Below are 18,889 nucleotides of genomic sequence, written 5' to 3'. Positions count from 1 at the left end.
CTGTCCTGTCAAATTCTATATTTAGTTGTCTCTGCTTTGCTGCAATGGTAGCAGTACAGGCCGGCTAATAGCCTGTGCCTTGCTTATAATATAGTTAACCCACCTTGCTTTGTCAAGTGCCGAATTGCTGACCACAAAACCGGGCCGGGCTGGCCTGGCCCCCCGGCCCTGGAAGCCTGTTGGCTCAGCCTGGACAAAGAGGTGGTCCCCTGACTATAATTAATAAAGATAAAACTATAGCAGATCGTTCCTGGATCACAGGTCGAGCAGTTTGAGGGACGGCTCCTTTGCTTCATCGAGGTGGGTATACGCAAGCGGCACTTGAGATTGTGCGCCTGGCGCGTCTCTATCCCGTAGCGGCGGCGCTCAAATCGGAGGAGGACATGCGTCTGGCCCTGGAGGCTGATGCTCCTCTGCTCTTCCTCCTCAAGGGGGATGCCTTCCAGCTGGCTCCTTTTGTCGAGGAAGCGCGACGCCGGGGCAAGCGCGTTGTGGTACACGTCGACCTCGTCAGTGGCATCGGCAAAGACCGCGCTGGCATCCAATATTTGCATCAGATTGGCATTGATGCCATCATCACCAGTAAGTCGCAGCTGGTGACGGCGGCCCGCGCCGAGGGTCTGATCACCATCCAGCGCCTGCTCCTGCTGGATGACTCCGGCCTGGAGAAGGGGGTGCGCACAATCGCTCACGCCGGCCCTGATCTTGTCGAGGTCCTGCCCGGCATCATGTTCCCCGAGGTAGCTGCCACTCTGCGCCGACTGCTGCCCGGCCCCTTCATCGCTGGCGGCTTCATCCGCACCGCCGAAGACGTGGCTCGCGTTCAGCAGGCCGGGGCCATCCTCAGCAGCAGCAGCACCTACAGCCTCTGGCGCAACCTTTCCCTGGCGTGAGCGGCTCAAGCGAGTGGCCTCCTCTGCCTTTCTCTCCTGAAAAAGCGCAGCAGGGAGAGAAGAAGGAGACGATGATACGACGATGCTACCCGCCTGACGCTGCGGCCTGCTCTCACTGCCACTGGATCATGACCAAGAAGAACAAGGAGCCATTGACCTCCAGCAGGTAGGTCTGGATCAGGCCAAAGCGTCCGCGACGCACGGTGTACGAGCGTCCTCCAATCGTCAGGCCGTCCACCTGACAAGACAGAGCAGGACCGATCTCAGCTAACAGGGTGCCATCCCGGAAAAGACGATAGCTGTTCGAGCAGCGCTTGCGCGAAACCGCTTCGCGCATGACTGAGACTCCCCTCTGCTGGCGTGGAAGCGCCTTCCACGCTTGAGATCGTTGCCTGCTTGTGTGCCAATCTGTCTCTGTCTCTGTCTCTGTCTGCATCCAAGCATCCAAGCATCCAAGGACCGAGGACTTTGGTCCCTGGCCGGTGATCCGCATGGCTGCATAAGGCCGACCAGGAGCCAAAGCTGCTGCTCGATGCAAGTCAATCAGCGTTCATTGCGAATCTTAGGGTTTTTCTCCTGTTTTGAGGATAGGCTCTACAACATGCTCTTGTCAAGAGAATGATGTATCAAGTCTGAGCTAAAGCGAGCGCTGTACGACAAAAAGCACGTCCCGTCCCGCCTGTACCGTGCCGCTAGCACGCCGGGTTAGGGTTCCGTTACCGCTGAAGACCACAGGACTAAGCATTCTCTTGCCCCGTGCTTCGATGCGTGCGCGATCGAAGCCAACCACCGGCGCGCCAGCCTCGACGCGCTCGCCTTCCTGGGCCAGAAGAGTAAAGCCGTCGCCAGCCAGCTCTACTGTATCGAGGCCCAAATGAACGATCACGGCGGTCTCCTCATCGCTACCCTCGGGGCCGGCAGCGATGACGAAGGCATGACCGCCCGGAAAGAGACGCACCAGCCTGCCGCTGATGGGAGCAACCGCCACGCTGCCCCGCGGATCAATCGCCAGGCCATCGCCGACCAGCTTCTGCGCAAAGACCTCGTCGGGCACCTGCTCCAACGGCACAATCTGGCCATCGATCGGTGCTAGAACAACCAGATTGCTCTGATTCTGGGAACCTCTCATGCTCTTTAAATCCTGCACTTCCTACTAGGGTAATGTTTAGCCGTTGACTTGTTGTCTTATGCGTATCATAGCTTGCAGACCACTGGCTCAGACCTCGGGCTGTTGACCGACAATCACCTGACAGCCAGCGCGCCGAAAACGGGCAGCCAGGAAAAAAGCTGCCCGTTCTGCCAAGGAGGCCTGCATTTGTGCTCGTAGCCGATTATCCAGGTTCGGGCCGTGCTGGTCAACAGCAAGGCTAATGCCTCAGCGCTTCCCTGGACCAGCGGCTCATAGACAGCACCTCGCTGGTGCCGGCGAGCACAGTGGTAGCCTCTCTCATTCCTGCTCTGTTCCCTCCGACACTTGGGGGACGGGGGCCTGTTCTGCTGCTGCTGCTGCTCCTCCTCCTCCTCCTTCCCTCTTTATGAGCTGCTTCATACGACTGGCCAGACGGTCGGACTGCGTCCCCATGACGACCTGGACTATCTTGCCGTGCCGAATGACACCGGCAGCGCCCAACTGCTTGAGACGGGCCTCGTCGATGTGGGTCGGATCATTGATGAAGAGGCGCAGGCGCGTGATGCAGCCCTCGACGCTCTCAACATTGGCTTTGCCGCCAAGTGCTGCCAGCAGCTCCGCCGCCAGGCGCTCATCGGCATCGCTCGTCCCAACTGCTGTGCCCCCTGCCTCTGAGGTGGTCCCTCGCTCGGTCGCCCGCGCTGGACGTGGGCCGCGCTGGCTCTCGGGCAGAATCCAGTCGCTGCGGCTATCGGTAGCCGAGCTGCCACGTCCCGGCGTCGCCAGATTGAAGCGCTCAATGCAGAAGCTGAAAATGAAGTAGTAGATAACGGCGTAGATCAGCCCGATGAGCAGCAAGAGCAGCGGCTGGCTCGTATTGGCCTTGCTGAAGTTGATCAGGTAGTCGATCAAGCCGGCGGAGAAGGTAAAACCGATGCGGATGCCCAGGGCAGTACAGATGGCCAGGGCGGTGCCAGTCAGCACAGCATGGATCAGGAAGAGTACAGGAGCTGCGAAGAGAAAAGCGAACTCGATTGGCTCAGTCACGCCTGTCAGAAAAGAAGTCAGGGCGGCGGAGAGCAGGATGCCGGCGGCCACACGTGGATAATGAGCGCGGCGGATCATGGCCAGACAGGCGGCTGGCAGCCCAAACATCATCACGGGGAAGAAACCGGCCATGAAGTTGCCCGCCGTGGGATCACCGGCAAAATAGCGGTTGAGATCACCGTTGACCAGGCCGTGCGCCGTGTGATAGGTGCCCAGCTGGAACCAGACGTAGGTATTGAGCACGTGGTGCAGGCCGAAGGGAATCAGCAGCCGGTTGAGGAAGCCATAGATCCCGGTGCCGATCGGCCCCAGGGCGACGATTCCTTGACCGACGGCATTGATGACCCCCTGGATGGGCGGCCAGATCAGGCCGAAGATAGCTCCCAGCACGAGGGCGACCAGGGCTGTAATGATGGGGACGAAGCGCTTGCCTCCGAAGAAGGCCAGGTAGTCCGGCAGGCGGATGTCGTGGAAGCGCCGATAGAGGCCGGCGCTAACCAGCCCCATGATGATGCCGGAGAAGACGCCCATTGAGATCGAGGGATCTGGGGCACCGTTGACCTGGGGAATGATAACGTTGAAGACGCCGTTAAAGACCAGATAGCCTACCAGCCCGGCTAGCGCCGCCGCCCCTTCGCCGCCAGTGAGTCCGATGGCAATGCCAACGGCAAAGATCAGCGAGAGATTCGCAAAGACGGCGTTGCCCGCCGCTGCCATCCAGGGCAGGTTGAGCAGGTCGGCTTGCCCAAAACGCAGCAGCAGGCCCGCCGCCGGCAGCACGGCAATCGGCAGCATCAGCGAGCGCCCGATGCTCTGTAAGGCTCCCAGGATGCGGTCAAAGCCACTGACTCGCCCAGGGGAAACGACACCAGGAGAAGCTGAACTATTGGCGGCACTCATTTCAATGCTCCTGACGAGAGAAACTTAAACTACCAGTGGACGTGCATTACATGACTATGTTCTACGCTACCACTGGTTCATTTGTCAAGTCATCTATACCTATCATTGGACAAGTGACGCCATCCTGACCCCTGGTGGACGCCGGCAACTGTGGCAACAGCGACTCTAGCAGCCTGAACAGCTTTGCGCTGTTCTCACGCCAGGCTTTCCTGCCTGCCGGCCTTCCACTCCAGCTGGCTGGACTGAGAAAGCCCTCTCAACGTGGCCAGCCCTCTTTTCAGGGATGCCAGAGGGTGGCGATCGTGCCCAGAGCGGCAGCGCCCATGCCAAGGCATGTCAGCCAGAGCAGCAGGCGCGAGAGCCAGCCGCTGCGGTAGCGCCCCATGATTGCGCGGTTACTGGCCATGAGGGCGATCAGGGCCAGCAGAGGAGCTGCCACCATCCCATTGATGACGGCGGAGTAGACCAGGGCCTTCACCGGATCGATACCGATGAAATTCAGGAGCAGGCCGATGAGGGTGCCGCCGACGATGATCCCGTAGAAGGCCCAGGCTTTGGTCAGCTTGCGGTCCAGCCCCTCGGGCCAGCCAAAGGCCTCGGTTAGGGCATATGAAGATGAGCCTGCCAGTACGGGGATGGCCAGTAGTCCCAGACCAATGATGCCCGTGGCAAAGATGAGCTTCGCCAGATAGCCTGCCTGGGGAAAGCTGTGTACCAGTGGCTCCAGGGCGCGGGCAGCATCGGCAGAGGTGCGAATCGTGGTAAGGCCGTGGCTGTGAAGCACCGTGGCCGCCACGACAATGATGGCCCAGGTGCCAATCTCGGAGAAGACCATGCCGGTCACGTTGTCGATGCGCAGATTGCGTATAAAGCGTCTCGTGATCGCCGGCTTCCTGTTGGCTCGTTGGAGATGCTGAGCGCGTACCTCCTCGGTTTCCTCCGCTGCCTGCCAGAAAAACATGTAGGGCGAGATGGTGGTGCCCAGCACACCGGTGATGACGAAGAAGAAGGAGAAGCTCAGCTCGATGTGGGGCAGAAAGGTGGCGCGCAGAATCGTCGGCCAGGGTTCGCTAATGATCAGGGCGGTGAGCGGGTAGGCGAGCAGCGAGACTGCCAGCCATTTGAGAACGCGGCTGTAAACCCGGTAAGGGAGCAATACCTCCAGCAGGATGATCAGTACGGTGAAGAGTACGGAGAAGAGGACCAGGGGGAGCGGGAGCAGCAGCTGCGCCGCGGCGGCCAATGCTCCGATGTCGGCTCCGATGTTGATGGTGTTGGCCACCAGGAGCAGGAAGACAGCGATGTAAAGCACGGGTTTGCTGTAGTGCTCGCGCATGAGACGGGCGAGACCCTTGCCCGTGACGGCCCCAATGCGCGCGCAGCTCTCTTGTACTACAATCTGGAGCGGCAGCATGAACAGGGCCGTCCAGAGGAGCGCATAGCCGGACTGCGCTCCGGCCTGCGAATAGGTAGCGATCCCCGAGGGATCATCATCCGCGGCACCCGTGATGAGGCCAGGCCCAAGGAGACCAAGCACCTTTTTCACAGATTGCAGACGTACTGGCATCGACGAGGTCCCTCCCTGAAAGAACAGGCTGGTGTTGGACTGGCAGCGCCCTGCCACTGCTAGCATAGCACATATCGCTGGCAGAACCGCTAGCCTGGCCTGACGGCCTTTGTGGGCTATGGCGCAGCCATTGTGGGCACGGGCGAGGACACGAAGCTGGTCGTTGACCATGCCTTTTTGGACAAGGGGCAGGCGGTGGCGATCACGGTCGATGGTTCGCAGGGGGCCCGTCTCTTGCCGGCCAATGGCACGCTGCTGCAGCTTATGGAGAACGATGATCCGGGGCCGGTCTTCGTCAATGGCAAGCTGGTCAATGCCAGCGTCTATACGGAGCCGAGTGGCCTGCCGGTCAAGGACAGCAGCTTTGATGTGACAGCGGTCCACAGCAGCGATGCCGTGGCGACCTTCTCACAGATCGCCCTCACGGGCAATTTCTTCAATGGCATGCGGGGCAACATGAATATGGTGCTGACGTTCAATCAGGCCCGCCTGACTGGAGTGATTTCGACTTCGCTGGCGCGCCATGCCGTGAGTACCATCGCTTCAGCCAGCTATCAGCAGTTGGGCGAGGTGAGCAATACGCCCTCACCGGTTGTGAACAATGGGGTGAGCGTGACGCTCAACGCGGGATCGTGCTGGACGGTCACCGGGACCAGCTATCTGAGCAAGCTGGTGCTTGCTCCGGGCGCGACCCTGACGGCGCCGCCGGGCCATACACTCACCCTGACAGTCGATGGGGTCGCGAGGCCCATTGTCGCCGGTCAGAGCTACAGTGGCAACATTGTGCTGACGGTGCACTCGTGATGTGGGAGGCAGAAGCCGGTGAGGGTGGGAGGCTGCCCTCGCCGCTCTCGTCCCTGGGACTGAGGGGGGCCGCTCCTGTCTGAGATCAGGGATGAGGGATGAGAGCCTGCCGGATGGGATGGTCACCTGCGATCGCTCCGCCAGGCTCTCGTCTCTCTTTTGTTAATGACAGAGATCGCTCTTTGCTGGGCGCCCGGCTGTGCTGGACGTCCCTAGGCGTTGGCGTCAGCGAGGCGCCGCAATTGCCACAGAAGCGGGCCGCGACGACGCGCTCGTGGCAACTGGCGCAGGTCACCTGCTCGGGCGCTCCGGCGCTGCTGGCTGGGCTGGCCGTCAAGGTGGCGCCGCAGAGATGGCAGTGCTGGGCCGCTTCGTCGTTGAGGACCCCGCAGCGCGCGCAGCAGAGGCCGTGCAGGGTGCTGGTGCTGGCGCGCGTAACCTGAGCCTGGGTGCAATAGGTTTCGATGGCTTGCCAGACGTCCTGGTAGAAGCTAAAGTTCCCAATGCCGCGGATCAGCGGGAAAATCAGGAGTGGCGGGAAGAACAAGGCGCTCCAGAGTATCCCTGTGAGCGGGCCTTCTAACCGGTGACTCTGACCGACACTGGCGCTGATACCATCGGATAGGCGCGAGATGCTGACGCCGAGGGCGGTGCGCAGGCGTCCGCTCCCGGGACGCGCCTGCGCGATCTGGACCAGAACGTGATCCCCCTGCCCGATCTTCTGGGCGATAGCGCTGAGTGTGCTACCTCCCCAGCCGAGATAGCTGTAGTTCTGGCCAAAGGTCTGGACGCGGTAAGTCGGCCAGGCCGTCCGGGGAAAGGCTGCCGTGGTAGATGCGCTGTTCCATGTGTAAGGCTCCTCCTTTGCTAACAGTCAGATCGGGACACGCCCTTAAGGGGGGGGACAAACAGGCTGATCAACTCTGAGAGAGACCTGGCTTCCGTAGCTGGGCGGCCTCGGACGGCCTTCCCTGGTGGCCGCTCGCAAGGAAGGGAGTCGGGAGGAGCACGAAAGAGCGTGAAGAAGGTTTGGATAGGTGGAGAGCAGCAGCCCATTGCTGTGCAGCACTGACTGAGACTGCCAGGTCGCTGACGTGAACATCGCTGGTCCTCCTTGGGCGCCGAGCTAAGCAGTGCGGCCCGCGGCCCTGGCGGGTCGCGCCCGTAACACTCTGCCGGTCCGCCTGGCTGCTGAGCAGCCACATGGTTGTCTCAGACGCTGGGCAGTCTTCCCTGTTTTGCTCCTGAGTCTCTCCTGACTAGAGCTGCCAGCCTGCTTCTATGGTAGCAGAAAATGCGCGATAAATCAATTGCTCTACTCCTGGGTGCGATACTGCCCTGACGAGGTCACGTGATGCGCCTTCCCGATGGCTTGCTCCTGCGGCGTCGGGCGAAATATAACTGAGCCTTAACAACCCCTACTTTATCTATTAACTTCCTCTTAGCATGGCCGCCCTACCATGAAGAAGCGTGGAGAGAGCAAGCGTACGGAGAGGCAGGGCCTGTGCTCTGTGGTCCGCCTCGGGCCTGCCTGCCGTTGACCTGCTGTCTCGCCGTTTGGCCATCTGCTGGATGCGCTTGCGGTTGCTCATTCTACCGAGCAATGGCGATCGTTGCCTCAAGCGCCGGCTCAGTATGCTGGGCCAGCAGTCCTTCCCGTGTGACCTTTGACCGTGTTCTCCGTGCATGTCAACGATCAGGAGGTAGCCTTTTGATGCGCCCTGGACGCAGCCAGGAACAGCTGCTATTCAATGATCTCTTCGGCCAGCAGAGCCGCCGCCACTTTCTGCGGCGGGCGGGCGTGGCTGGCCTCTCGGCCAGCGCCCTGGCGGCCATGCTCGAAGCCTGTGGGAGCAGTAGCACTGGCAGCAGTGCCACCACTGCCGACGTCAACATGGCTGGTCCCATCAAGCTGGATACGCTGATTGCCAATGCCAAAAAAGAGGGCCAGCTGCAGGCCGTGGGCATCCCACCAGAATGGGCTGACTACAAAGATATCCTGGCCGGTTACACCAGCCATTATGGCCTGCCTATCTCCTACAAGGCCGAAGCCGAATACTCCTCAGCTCAGGAGCTAGAGGTCTTCAAGAACTCGAAGACGCGCCCTCACGGTGACATCGGTGACGTTGGCTTCAAGTTTGGGCCGCTGGCTGTTCAGCAGGGGCTGGTTGCTCCCTACAAGCATGCCTACTGGGATGACATCGATGCCAGTCTCAAGGACCCCGACGGCTACTGGTGCACCGAATACTATGGCGCGCAGGCTTTTGTGATCAATACCGATCTTGTGAAGAAGCCGCCGACCTCCTTCGCTGAGTTGCTGAGCGGCAACTATAAAAATATGGTCGGCATCGACGGCGACCCGCGCCAGGCCAACGATGCCTTTCTGGCGGTCTTTGCCGCTGCGCTGGCTCACGGCGGCAGCCTCGACAATATTCAGCCCGGCATCGACTATTTTGCACAACTCAAGAAGAGCGGCAATTTCACGGTTGCCCGCTCCAGCATTGCCAATATTTCGACCGGCGAAGTGGCCATTGCCGTGATGTGGGACTATCTCGGGCTGGGCTTCCGCGACCAGCTGGCCGGCAAGCCACATCTGGAAGTGATCATTCCCTCCGATGGCTCGATCGCTGGTCCCTATGTCTCAGTGATCAATAAGACGGCTCCCCATCCTTTCGCGGCTCGCCTCTGGATTGAATATATTTTCTCCGACGAGGGACAGCTCTTCTATCTAAAGGGCTACGCTCATCCAGCCCGCTATCAAAAGCTGGTGGCGGCTGGCAAGGTTCCCCCTGATCTTGCTGCCAAATTACCGCCTGCTGAGCAGTATGCCAATGTGCGTTTTCCGTCGCTGGCTCAGCTGAATGCGGCTTCGACGCTGGTCAATAACAACTGGGGGCCGCAGGTGCTTGGCTCGTAGCGAGCCTGAGATGAGAGGAAGAGGAGCACATTCTCGCTCGGCGCAGCGGCGCTCTTCGCTCCTCTGAGTGGTCCACACTGGCTGGCCGCTGGATCGGAACGAGTGCGCCCGCTGCGGCTATCTGATCAGGAGGGAGGGAGGCCTATGCTTTCGCAGGCGCTCGATGAGGAAGGGGGGCGGGCCCAGTCTGGCATGGCCGGAGAGAAGAGACGCGAGCAGCCGCTGGCGCGGCGTAGTGCCTGGCGCCTGGCTGGGTTGCTGGCCTGGTCGATTCTCGTGCCTTTCTTGCTCTTTTGTCTGCTCTTCGAGTTGCTGCCCGTGGTCATCACGATTCAGGGGAGCCTGACCAACGGTGGCACTGGTGGGCTGAGTCTGGCTGGCTATCAGCGGCTCCTGGCCCAGGCCAGCAATCTGCGCGCTTTTCAGAATAGCGTTGCCCTCTCGCTGGTCACGGCCCTCATTGGAGGTTTGCTCGGGGCGGTGGCTGCCTATGGGCTGGCCAGCCTGCGCCAGAGCTGGCTGCGCAATTTGCTAATCAGCTTCTGCAGTATCGCCGCCAACTTTGCGGGTGTCCCGCTGGCCTTCGCCTTCGTCGCGACACTTGGCGTCACGGGCTTTGTGACGGTCGCCCTGCGCAGCTGGCTGCATCTCGATCTCTACGCGCTCGGCTTCAGCATTTACCAGTTTTGGGGCCTGGTGCTGGTCTATGTCTATTTCCAGCTTCCGCTGATGATCCTGGTAACGCTGCCCGCCTTTACGGGACTGCGTCCGGAGTGGCGCGAGGCGGCCATCAATCTGGGGGCCTCGCCGGCTGGTTACTGGTGGCGCGTAGCTCTGCCCATCCTCTTCCCGTCGCTGGTTGCTGGCACCATGCTGCTCTTTGCCAACTCCTTCGGAGCCTTCGCTACGGCCTATGCGCTGGCTCAGGGGAACATCAACCTGGTCCCCATCCTCATCGATTTTCTGGTCAATGGTAACGTGACCGTTGATTTTGGCCTGGGTGATGCTCTTGCTGTCGGCATGATGGGGCTGCTGCTAGCGGTGGTCGCGCTCTACACGACGATGCTCAGGCGGGCGAGCCGCTGGCAGGGTCGCTAGCGAACCAGGACATGTGCCAGGACAAGGAGAAAGAAGCATGCGATCGCTATTTCGGCCTCGTCACCGCAAACCGGGCCAGGACGTGGGGCAGCCCAGCCAGCACTTGGCGAACGAGGGCGGACTCCTGCCGGCCAGGCTGGCACTCGCTCTGGCCCTGCTCTATCTGTTGATCCCGCTGGCGGCCACCCTGGTCTTTGGTCTCAGTGGCAGCCACGGCTGGGGAGATCTCTCAAGTCTCGGCGCCGTCTTTGGCGATCCCGATTTCTGGCAGACGCTGCTGACCTCGCTCGGGCTGGCGGCGGGAACAACGGTGCTGGTCATTCTGCTGCTGACCCCCACCGTTTACCAGGTGCATCTGCGCCTGCCACAGGTGCAGCCTCTGCTTGAAGCACTGGCCTTGCTGCCCTTTGCCGTCCCACCCATTGTGCTCGGAACCGGTTTGTTGCAGGAGTACAACGGGGCGGCCACCAACAGCCCCCTGGTGGACCTGCTCTCCCTGGGTCTGGTGCCGTTGCTGAGCAATGTCTTCCCCTTGCTGGATCTTCCGCTCTTGCTCATCTGCGCCTATGTCATCGTGGCGCTGCCGTTTGCCTATCGGGCCATTGACAACAGCCTGCGCGCGGTCGATGTCAGGGTGCTCACGGAGGCGGCGGCCAGCCTGGGAGCGGGCTGGTGGCGGACGCTGCTGCTGGTGATTCTGCCCAATATCTGGCCGGGAATCTTGACCGCGGCCCTGTTGACCTTTTCGACGGTGATGGGCGAGCTGACGCTGGCCAGCCTCTTCAATACCTATACCTTCCCGATCTACCTGAACATGACGGGGCAGAATGATCCACACCGGGCGGCTCTGCTGGCAGTCCTCAGCTTTCTACTGACGCTCCTCTGTGTGCTGGGCATGGTACCGGCCACGCGCCCGCGCACGGGCGGGGGACGGGCCGCGCTCCCGGGACAGATCGAGGGGGCAGGCCCACGCTAGACCGACTGGCCCTGCTGGCTGTCAAGCATGGATGACACAAGGATGAATGCCTATGGCTTTTCTAGAATTGCAGGAGCTGAGCAAATCCTTTGGAAGAACGCGGGCCGTTGAGCGCCTCTCTTTGGAGGTTGAGCAAGGCGAGTTCTTGACACTTCTGGGACCAAGCGGCTGCGGCAAGACTACTATTCTGCGCCTGGTTGCTGGCTTTGAACAGGCGGATGCTGGGCGCATTCTCCTTGATGGGGAGGAGATCACAACCCGCCCGGCCAACCGGCGCCCGATGGGCATGGTCTTTCAGTCCTACGCCCTCTTCCCGCATATGACGGCTGAGCAGAACGTTGCCTTTGGCCTGCGTCTCAGGCGCTTGTCTCCTACCTTGATCCACCGGCGCTGTGAGGAGCTGCTGGCCCTGGTAGGGCTGGCCGATCGGGCGCACAATTATCCGCATCAGCTCTCGGGCGGACAGCAGCAGCGCGTGGCCCTGGCGCGCGCGCTGGCCGTTGAACCGAAAGTACTGTTGCTCGATGAGCCGCTCTCGGCCCTCGATGCGGCGGTGCGCGTGACCTTGCGTGAGGAGATCCGGCGCATTCAGCAGCAGCTGGGGATGACCGTCATCTACGTGACCCATGATCAGGAAGAGGCCCTGGCCATCTCCGACCGCATCGCCGTCATGGCCCGCGGTCGCCTTGAGCAGCTTGGGGCGCCCGAGGAGATCTATCGCCGACCGCGCACGGTCTTTGTGGCCGGCTTTGTCGGGGCCAGTACCCGCCTGCCGGCTCGCCTGGAGCGCGCGGCTGATGGTCACTGTCGTCTTGGCGAGATCCTCCTCCGTGTGCCACCTCAGCCGGAGCTGAGCGATGGCGCTGCTGTGCTGCTGGTGGTGCGCCCCGAGCTGGTCACACTGCAGCAGCTCGAAGAGGCTGATGGCGTGGCTGTGGACAGGAGTCAGAGCCAGGAGCAAGAGAATCTGCTCACAGGCATCGTGGAGCTACGCACTTTTCTGGGGGCAGTGACACGCTTCCGCGTGCGGGCCGACGGAGGCCAGCTCTTCACGGTTGACCTCCCTGGGCTGCAGGCCCGAACCCTGGTTCCCGGGCAGCGCGTCCTTCTCGCTTTTCCGCCCGAAGCCTGCCTGGTGCTACCATACGGGGAGAGCGAGGCAGAAGCGGCTGCCGGGCGCTCAGGCAGGGCCGCCGTTGTCGGGCAGGTCTCGCCCGAGCGCGAGCCGCAGCCGGAACATGCCTGAGAGTGGGCCGGAGACACTCTGGCCGGCTGGCGGGCGGACTGGCTCCTGCAGCCTTAAGGAGAAAAGAGAGCGCCCGCAGGAAGAGGGCGGCCAAAACGGTCGCTGTCTCTTCCCAACGGGCGCGGCGGGCCAGGAGGAGCGAGCACACGAGCGAGCAACAGTGACCCTGGCCCGCTGACGCTCGCGGGCGAGCGAGCGAACGGACGAGCGAGCGCGCCGCCCGTCCCACGAGCGCCATTATGCAGGGGTATAGATGCCAAATTCCCAGAGCGAGTAGCCGTAAGAGGTACCGCGCGCTGTTCCATAGAGGCGCACATAGCGCCCTGAGCCGCTCACGTCGAAATCGTCGACCCCACCGGTCCCGCTGGTCGTCGAATAAATCGTTGTCCAGGTGCTGCCATCGTTCGACACCTGGATCTGATAAGCTGAGCCGTAGGCCGCCTCCCAGACCAGCTGTATATGGCTGATCTGAGTCACCTGGCCCAGGTCAACCATGATCCATTGCGGATCGCTCCAGTCGCTGGCCCAGCGTGTCGACAGGTTGCCGTCGGTGGCATTCGACGGTGGGTATGGGGCGCCGTTGCCGGTTGTCTGGTAGGATGAGGCCGTCGTTGGTTTGCCAATAGCCACATTGGTCCCGTTGACAGGCGGAGGCACCACCTTGAACGAGAGCGTCTCGATGCCAACGTTGCCCTGGCCATCGTAGGCGTACAGATAGACCTTCCAGGTGCCCAGCACCTTGGGCGCCGTCACCGTGAAGGTGCTTGTGCCTGTCTGGCTAAAGGTGGCATAGCTCAAGCCTGTGCTGCCATCGATGTACTTGCTGCAGAACATGATACTGTAGCGCAACAGATTGCCGCCGGGATTACTGACGCTGGCGCTCAAAGTGAACTGGCCGCCGGCTGGTACCGTGTTTGTGCTCACTGTCAGGTTGGAGATCACCGGTGGGGTACTGCTGGCGGGCGGCGTCTGTCCGGTATAGAGCTGCTGGACTGTATAGTACGCCAGCCGTTTCCAGCCGCCGGTTTTCAGATTGAACCAGACGCCGCCGAAATCGTTCTCGATGCCATAGTTGAAGAGCGTCGCCCCAAGCGCCACCCCGCTATGGCTGGTGATACAGTTCCAGGCGTTGGCGTAGCCCTGGGCCGACTGCACGTCTGTGCTTTCCTGGGGAACGCCATTGGCATCGTTGGGCACCTCCCATTCGCCCGGTGGCCCCGACTCGGTCACGATGTAGGGGACCGTATAGCCGCCGTTGATCCAGTCCTGCTTGACGTTGCAGACTGCTCCGTAGGAGTTGACCGCGTAGAGGTCGAGGTGAGGCGCATTGGCTTTGTAGTACTGCCAGGCGCCGGTCCAGGCGTCGGTCGAGGTTACTGGATGGTTCGGGTCGATGGCGTGAATCGCCTGGGCTACCTGATCGACGAACTGTGCATAGGCGTTGCGCTCCTGCTCCAGTTGGGTGCCCGAAAAGCTATTTTGCAGATTGAGCAGTACCTCGTTGCCAACGTCCCACATCAGCACCGCCGGGCTGTTTTTGTAGGTGTTAACCAGGTTCTGAATAGCGCTGAGCTGACTCGCCTTGTAAGCGCTGTCATTCACATAGTCAGCACTCTGTGAGAGCCAGAAGCCGTTAATAACCTTGATGCCATAGGCTGCAGCGGCGTCGAGCAGCGACTGCGTGCTGCTATCGGTTCCCCAGGTGCGGATCGTGTTGACGCCGAGGGCCTGCAGGTCGGGCATATAGGCCAGAGCGGCAGCGTTCGGAGGGCCGAAGGTCACGCCCTTGATCAGATAGGGCGAGCCGTTGACCAGCAATTGCCAGTTCCCCTGCGTCCCGGTGATCTTGACGACGCTGGCTCCGCTCGGCGTCGGCGGTGTTGTCAGGGCCGGCGGCGCTGTGCCCGTTTTCTGGTAGACTGCTACCGAGGCGATGCTCAAGGTGCTGCCCGAGGAAGTGGCGCTTGTGGGCGTCGTGCAGCTGCAGACGGTGTTTGGGAAGGAGCCGCCGATGGCCAGATCGAAGATCAGAAAGAAGCTGTGATCGACGGCTGCCTGCCAGGCGCTCACGCCGACCTGGCTCTCGCGCACAATCCAGATCTGCTGGTTATCCAGGTACCAGCGGATCTGCTCATCCGCGAGACTGCGGTCGATGATCACTGAATAGGTGTGATAGCCGCTCTGGCAGCCTGGACAGGTGGCCAGGCCGCTGGTCAGGCCGTTGTACTCGTTGCAAGGGCCGCCGGGGGCGCTACCGCAGTGCAGCGTTGCGATCTCTGCGTTGCGTCCATTGACATCTTCTAAAATGTCGATCTGGCCGACAGCGGGCCAGTTCTGGTAGTTGCCGCGGTACTGGGCGCCCATGGCGCTGAAAGCTGGCCAGTAGCCGAGGCCGTTAGCCGGGTTGGGCTGCTTGATGGAGGCGCTGATCTGCAACATGCCGCCCGGCGGCGCGGCGAAGTCACTGCGCTTCGTTTCGATGCGTCCAGAGGTCCAGCTCCCGTTAGTGTTGAGCGCAGTAATATTCAGGTGGTTATTGCCGTCGAGAGAGACATTGCTGGTCGAGTTACTCATGGTCTCGACCTCGCCAGTCCCCCAATTTGCTGCTCCGCCTGGGTAGCTGGTGCCGGTATCAATGATCCAGTTATCTGCCGAGGGCGAGCTGCCCGCAGGCCCGCTGAAATTATCGCTCCAGACCAGCGTCCAGCCGCTGCTGGAAGCCGGCAGAACCTCCAGACCGTTGAGCTGAGCCTGATCGACGACAGAGCTGAACTGGAGGGTGATGGTGCCACTAGAGGAGGCGGTGGTGCTGAACTCCTTGACGACGGCCTTGTTGGCGCCTCCGGCAGCGGCGAAGATGTCGAAGTTGGCGAGGACCGTTTGCCCGTTGAGACTGACGTTAAAGACGCGCTTGCCGGCGGCGGTCCAGTAGGTTTCGGCGAAGTGGAGGCGGACGGTATAGCTGGCGCCCGGGGTCAAATTGGGGATAGCGTAGGAGAAGTTGCCGAGGCGGGCGGTCTGGTAGACGGCCTGCGGGGCGGGATTGGGGGTGCCGGAAGTGTCAATGGGGTTAGAGGAGGAAGAGGTGCCGCCGCCGGAGAAGTCGGTATCGGCGATGAAAGGCGAGACTGCCGGCCCACCCGCGTTGATCTGTATGGGGGCAGCGGCCAGCGCTACAGGCGCCCGGACCAGCAACGCTGCTAGAGCACTCCATGAGCACAGCAGCGTTAGAATCAGCAGCCAGCGAGTCAGGTGCGGCAGCGGCGAGGGTGGAGACGACGATGATGGCGACCTCTGTAACTCAGGCTGCCTGGCTGCGTTGGGAGTAGGTGCGTCCATGACAACTCCTTTGCTTCTTTGCTGCACAAGTCGGTCGATCGCATGAGATCGCGGTAGGTCGGCAGAGCCGAGAAGCCGGCTCCGCTCAGCTCATCTCGCGCTTGGTCTCTCTCCCCGCCTGTCTCCAGGGAGGGAGGAGGCAGCGTGTAGTTCTCCCTCCTTGTTTTCGATAATTTGCGAAATCAATATCGGAGACTTTGTCTTGAATATAGAGAATTCGCGGCTCTCTGTCAAGGGGGGATGAAACTGTCAATGCTTTTTTTCGAAAGAAAGCGAGCGCAGGTGCCGCGACCTCGATCTCTCCATTCTCTTGCTTACCTGGCAGAGATCGTCCGAGCATGGAGGCCGCCAGGGCCGCCTTTGTCTTGTCATAAGCGCGGGTGGGGTGCTATCATGATCATCTCCCTACTCCTCAACCTCACGTCTGCTGGCTGATGGCTGGCCTGTGAGAGCAAGGGTGCTCCGAGGAACTGGCTGCGTATCGCCTATGAAGGGACCAATCGATCGATCAGGAAGGGAGCAAAGCCCTTGGAGTTCAAGCTACGCCGCTATACCCCTGCTGATCAAGCGGCAGTTGAACAGTTACATGTAGCTGTTCTCAAAGAGACGGGGGCCTATCTGGGGCGGGGCCCCTGGGATGACGATGTCTATGCCATTGAAGAGCACTATCTCAACAACGGCGGCGAATTTCTGATAGGGGAATGCGACGGCAAGATCGTCGCGATGGGAGCCTTGAAGCGCACCGGCGAGGGACGAGCCGAGATCAAGCGCATGCGCGTCCTCCCCCAATACCAGGGTCGTGGCTACGGTCAGCGTCTTCTGCAAGCGCTCGAAACGCGGGCCCGCGCCCTTGGTTACCGTCTGTTGCACCTCGATACCTCCGTACTCCAGGTTGCAGCCCAGCGCCTTTATCTCAAAAACGGCTTTTGCGAGGTAGGGCGCACCTTCTATCAGCAGCGTCAACCTTCTGGAGAGATCCAGCCTCTGGAGATTATTCTCTACGAGAAACCGCTCCTCTAGGAGCTGCCGTCAGTCAGCAACTCTGCTGAGGAACAGGCGGGATTGCCCGCCCTTGTTGGGCACTGTTGCGGCTCCTGCGTCCATCTCTCCGTGGGGATGAGAGGGAGCGCGGGCCTCATTGCCCGGCTCGACTCTCCGGGATCGCTTTATTCCTGCTGCTGGCGCGGTGGAGAGCACGACTGACGTTCCACCAGATGCGTTGGCAGCACCACGCGTGGCATCTCCAGCTGCTCACCATTGATGAGGCGTAGTAGCATTGTCGCCGCCGTTCGGCCCAGCTCCAGGCGGGGCGCATGAATGGTCGTCAGCGGTGGGTTCATGATCTCGGTATAGGGCAGGTTGTCGAAGCCTACCACGCTCATTTGCTCGGGGACGGCCAGCCCGCGCTCATGCAGGGCCCGGTAGACGCCAGCCGCCTGGCGATCGTTGCCGGCGAAGATCGCTGTGGGCGGCTCGGGCAGCTCTAGCAAGCGCAGGGTGGCCTGATAGCCACTGGCTTCGGTAAAGTCGCCATCGCACTCTAGCTCAGGCATGAGTGGCAGCCCAGCGGCATCTAAGGCGGCCCGGTAGCCGGCGATGCGCTCGATGGCGTCCCTGGCCGGGGAGGTCTTGCCGATGTAGGCAATGCGCTGGTGGCCAAGCCGGAGCAGGTAGGTTGTGGCGACAAATCCTCCCTCCCAGCTCGTGATGCGCACCGAGGGCGCTGTTGCCTGCAGACCTCCCTGGTTGTGAATCAGAACAAATGGCAGGCCCGAGCGCTCAAGCTGCTCGATGGCTCGCTCCGATGGAAGGACCACCAGGATGCCATCGGTCGAGTGGTCGGTGACCGTGGTGATCCAGCGCACCTCTTCCTCCGGCTTATAGTCGGTGGCCGTCAAAACCAGGCGCAGGCCAGCCTCGCGCAATACCTGGGCTACTCCCTCCAGGATGGGCAGATAGTATTCGTCGTCCAGCCGGGGCAGCAGCAGGTCGACCAGACCAGTCTTCCCTTTGCGCAGCGCCCGCGCCGCGCGGTTGCGCACAAAGCCGTACTCTTCGATAATACGCTCGACTTTCTCGCGCGTCGGTAGCGAGACGTCTGCGCGCCCGTTCAGGACTTTGGAGACCGTGGGGACCGAAACTCCCGCTATTCTGGCAATTTGGGCGATCGTGGGTCGCCCGTCGATGTTGTGTCGTCTTGCCATTGACTTGTGCTGTGCTTGCTCCCCTCTGAAAGTTTCCGACCTATTATAGCACAGCCACTGCGCAATCATCTGTATTCTCCTTGTCTCCTTCCCTTCTGTTGTCGCTATTGCTGCTAACCCCTCAGCTCGCTCTCTTGACAAGCAGAGAACAAATCCGTATAGTTTCTTGTAGAAAACGATTTCGATTTCTTTCGAAAGAATGGCGTGCCAGAGTCCCCGGCCTGCTCTGCTGGCCCACCTCGCCGCAACCGGCAGGCTAGCCGGCCAGGACAGCACAGAAAGGAGGCGAGACCCCTCTTGTCCAATTGTCTTCGCTGGACGTAGCTAGCCTGAGTACCAGCCGATCCTCTGCTCCGCCTGCTTCCTTTGTAGGACGGCTGGCTTGACTGACCTGCTGGCTTGCCCGGCACATGACTGGTGGAACGGGGCAAGGCCGGACTGGGCTGGGTCTCTCATCCTTCCTGCCAGCTGCGACCATTCAGAAAGGAGATGTCATGGACGCATATGCTCCCAGGGCGAACCGACGGCGCAGGATTGCGCAACAAGGTCTTTTGAGTCTGCTAATCCTCCTCTCTATTTGCTCGCTCTTTCTCGTGCTGCCGACGCTCAACTCGGTCCCCCATGCCCATGCGGAGGCACCTGTGCAGATCAACGCAGGCGGGCCGGCGGTGGCGCCGTTTATCGCGGACAGCTACTATAGTGGAGGGACGACGGCCAGCACGAGCAATGCGATTGATACGTCGGGGGTGACGAACCCGGCGCCGCAGGC

Annotated in this window: 14 protein-coding genes and 1 pseudogene; 8 read left to right on the top strand and 7 right to left on the bottom strand. The window is 61.2% G+C overall.

The genetic code is table 11. The features are described from left to right. The first annotated feature begins 287 nt into the window (after positions 1-287). Complete coding sequence (locus tag KTAU_RS12465; protein WP_151728678.1) at positions 288-893, top strand: glycerol-3-phosphate responsive antiterminator; 606 nt, start codon at positions 288-290, stop codon at positions 891-893. Positions 894-1,005: 112 nt separating this feature from the next. Here KTAU_RS12465 and KTAU_RS12460 read toward each other — a convergent pair whose 3' ends face one another. From KTAU_RS12460 to KTAU_RS12445, 4 genes are all read right to left on the bottom strand, one after another. Then, on the bottom strand, positions 1,006-1,230 hold the full coding sequence (locus KTAU_RS12460) for a hypothetical protein (RefSeq protein WP_151728677.1): 225 nt from the start codon (positions 1,228-1,230) through the stop codon (positions 1,006-1,008). Between the two features lie 300 nt (positions 1,231-1,530). Then, positions 1,531-2,022 carry a PTS sugar transporter subunit IIA gene (locus tag KTAU_RS12455; protein ID WP_151728676.1) on the bottom strand — a complete coding sequence of 164 codons (492 nt, stop codon included), beginning with the start codon at positions 2,020-2,022 and terminating at the stop codon, positions 1,531-1,533. 318 nt (positions 2,023-2,340) lie between these two features. Further along, the gene (locus tag KTAU_RS12450; protein ID WP_443098649.1) at positions 2,341-3,864 is read right to left on the bottom strand and encodes a PTS transporter subunit EIIC; all 1,524 of its coding nucleotides are present in this window, start codon (positions 3,862-3,864) and stop codon (positions 2,341-2,343) included. 382 nt (positions 3,865-4,246) lie between these two features. Beyond that, entirely contained in the window at positions 4,247-5,536 is a 1,290-nt protein-coding gene (locus KTAU_RS12445; RefSeq protein WP_151728674.1) for an Nramp family divalent metal transporter, read from the bottom strand. 132 nt (positions 5,537-5,668) lie between these two features. On the opposite strand from KTAU_RS12445, the gene KTAU_RS12440 reads away from it, so the two are divergent. After that, on the top strand, positions 5,669-6,340 hold the full coding sequence (locus KTAU_RS12440; protein ID WP_151728673.1) for a hypothetical protein: 672 nt from the start codon (positions 5,669-5,671) through the stop codon (positions 6,338-6,340). 85 nt (positions 6,341-6,425) lie between these two features. Here the strand turns inward: KTAU_RS12440 and KTAU_RS21585 are convergent, their stop codons facing one another. Further along, complete coding sequence (locus tag KTAU_RS21585) at positions 6,426-6,887, bottom strand: zinc ribbon domain-containing protein (RefSeq protein ID WP_170293257.1); 462 nt, start codon at positions 6,885-6,887, stop codon at positions 6,426-6,428. 1,167 nt (positions 6,888-8,054) lie between these two features. Here KTAU_RS21585 and KTAU_RS12430 point away from each other — a divergent pair. From KTAU_RS12430 to KTAU_RS12415, 4 genes are all read left to right on the top strand, one after another. Further along, positions 8,055-9,257 (top strand): extracellular solute-binding protein, encoded by a 1,203-nt coding sequence (locus tag KTAU_RS12430; protein ID WP_170293256.1) that lies wholly within the window; start codon positions 8,055-8,057, stop codon positions 9,255-9,257. A gap of 144 nt (positions 9,258-9,401) precedes the next feature. Beyond that, a complete protein-coding gene (locus KTAU_RS12425; RefSeq protein ID WP_151728670.1) occupies positions 9,402-10,355 on the top strand; it encodes an ABC transporter permease in 954 nt (317 codons plus the stop codon). A 37-nt stretch (positions 10,356-10,392) separates the two neighbouring features. Then, positions 10,393-11,331 carry an ABC transporter permease gene (locus KTAU_RS12420; protein WP_151728669.1) on the top strand — a complete coding sequence of 313 codons (939 nt, stop codon included), beginning with the start codon at positions 10,393-10,395 and terminating at the stop codon, positions 11,329-11,331. A 52-nt stretch (positions 11,332-11,383) separates the two neighbouring features. Continuing rightward, a complete protein-coding gene (locus KTAU_RS12415) occupies positions 11,384-12,577 on the top strand; it encodes an ABC transporter ATP-binding protein (protein ID WP_151728668.1) in 1,194 nt (397 codons plus the stop codon). A gap of 237 nt (positions 12,578-12,814) precedes the next feature. On the opposite strand, the gene KTAU_RS12410 is transcribed toward KTAU_RS12415, so the two are convergent. Continuing rightward, a complete protein-coding gene (locus KTAU_RS12410; protein ID WP_151728667.1) occupies positions 12,815-15,916 on the bottom strand; it encodes a discoidin domain-containing protein in 3,102 nt (1,033 codons plus the stop codon). A gap of 528 nt (positions 15,917-16,444) precedes the next feature. Here KTAU_RS12410 and KTAU_RS12405 point away from each other — a divergent pair. Beyond that, on the top strand, positions 16,445-16,936 hold the full coding sequence (locus KTAU_RS12405; RefSeq protein ID WP_170293255.1) for a GNAT family N-acetyltransferase: 492 nt from the start codon (positions 16,445-16,447) through the stop codon (positions 16,934-16,936). 146 nt (positions 16,937-17,082) lie between these two features. Here the strand turns inward: KTAU_RS12405 and KTAU_RS12400 are convergent, their stop codons facing one another. Further along, the gene (locus tag KTAU_RS12400) at positions 17,083-18,120 is read right to left on the bottom strand and encodes a LacI family DNA-binding transcriptional regulator (RefSeq protein ID WP_151728665.1); all 1,038 of its coding nucleotides are present in this window, start codon (positions 18,118-18,120) and stop codon (positions 17,083-17,085) included. A 494-nt stretch (positions 18,121-18,614) separates the two neighbouring features. Here KTAU_RS12400 and KTAU_RS21580 point away from each other — a divergent pair. Continuing rightward, positions 18,615-18,889: pseudogene (locus tag KTAU_RS21580) on the top strand (hypothetical protein); the annotation flags it as partial.

The organism is Thermogemmatispora aurantia (assembly GCF_008974285.1).
Lineage (GTDB): Bacteria > Chloroflexota > Ktedonobacteria > Ktedonobacterales > Ktedonobacteraceae > Thermogemmatispora > Thermogemmatispora aurantia.
This window is presented reverse-complemented; position numbering and strand designations above follow the sequence as displayed.

Excerpts from the sequence above, each read along its gene's own strand:
- KTAU_RS12425 (WP_151728670.1), top strand. The coding sequence starts at position 9,402 with ATGCTTTCGCAGGCGCTCGATGAGGAAGGGGGGCGGGCCCAGTCTGGC.
- KTAU_RS12400 (WP_151728665.1), bottom strand. The coding sequence starts at position 18,120 with ATGGCAAGACGACACAACATCGACGGGCGACCCACGATCGCCCAAATT.
- KTAU_RS12450 (WP_443098649.1), bottom strand. The coding sequence starts at position 3,864 with ATGCTGCCGATTGCCGTGCTGCCGGCGGCGGGCCTGCTGCTGCGTTTT.
- KTAU_RS12455 (WP_151728676.1), bottom strand. The coding sequence starts at position 2,022 with ATGAGAGGTTCCCAGAATCAGAGCAATCTGGTTGTTCTAGCACCGATC.
- KTAU_RS12445 (WP_151728674.1), bottom strand. The coding sequence starts at position 5,536 with ATGCCAGTACGTCTGCAATCTGTGAAAAAGGTGCTTGGTCTCCTTGGG.
- KTAU_RS12430 (WP_170293256.1), top strand. The coding sequence starts at position 8,055 with ATGCGCCCTGGACGCAGCCAGGAACAGCTGCTATTCAATGATCTCTTC.
- KTAU_RS12420 (WP_151728669.1), top strand. The coding sequence starts at position 10,393 with ATGCGATCGCTATTTCGGCCTCGTCACCGCAAACCGGGCCAGGACGTG.
- KTAU_RS12415 (WP_151728668.1), top strand. The coding sequence starts at position 11,384 with ATGGCTTTTCTAGAATTGCAGGAGCTGAGCAAATCCTTTGGAAGAACG.
- KTAU_RS12410 (WP_151728667.1), bottom strand. The coding sequence starts at position 15,916 with ATGGACGCACCTACTCCCAACGCAGCCAGGCAGCCTGAGTTACAGAGG.
- KTAU_RS12460 (WP_151728677.1), bottom strand. The coding sequence starts at position 1,230 with ATGCGCGAAGCGGTTTCGCGCAAGCGCTGCTCGAACAGCTATCGTCTT.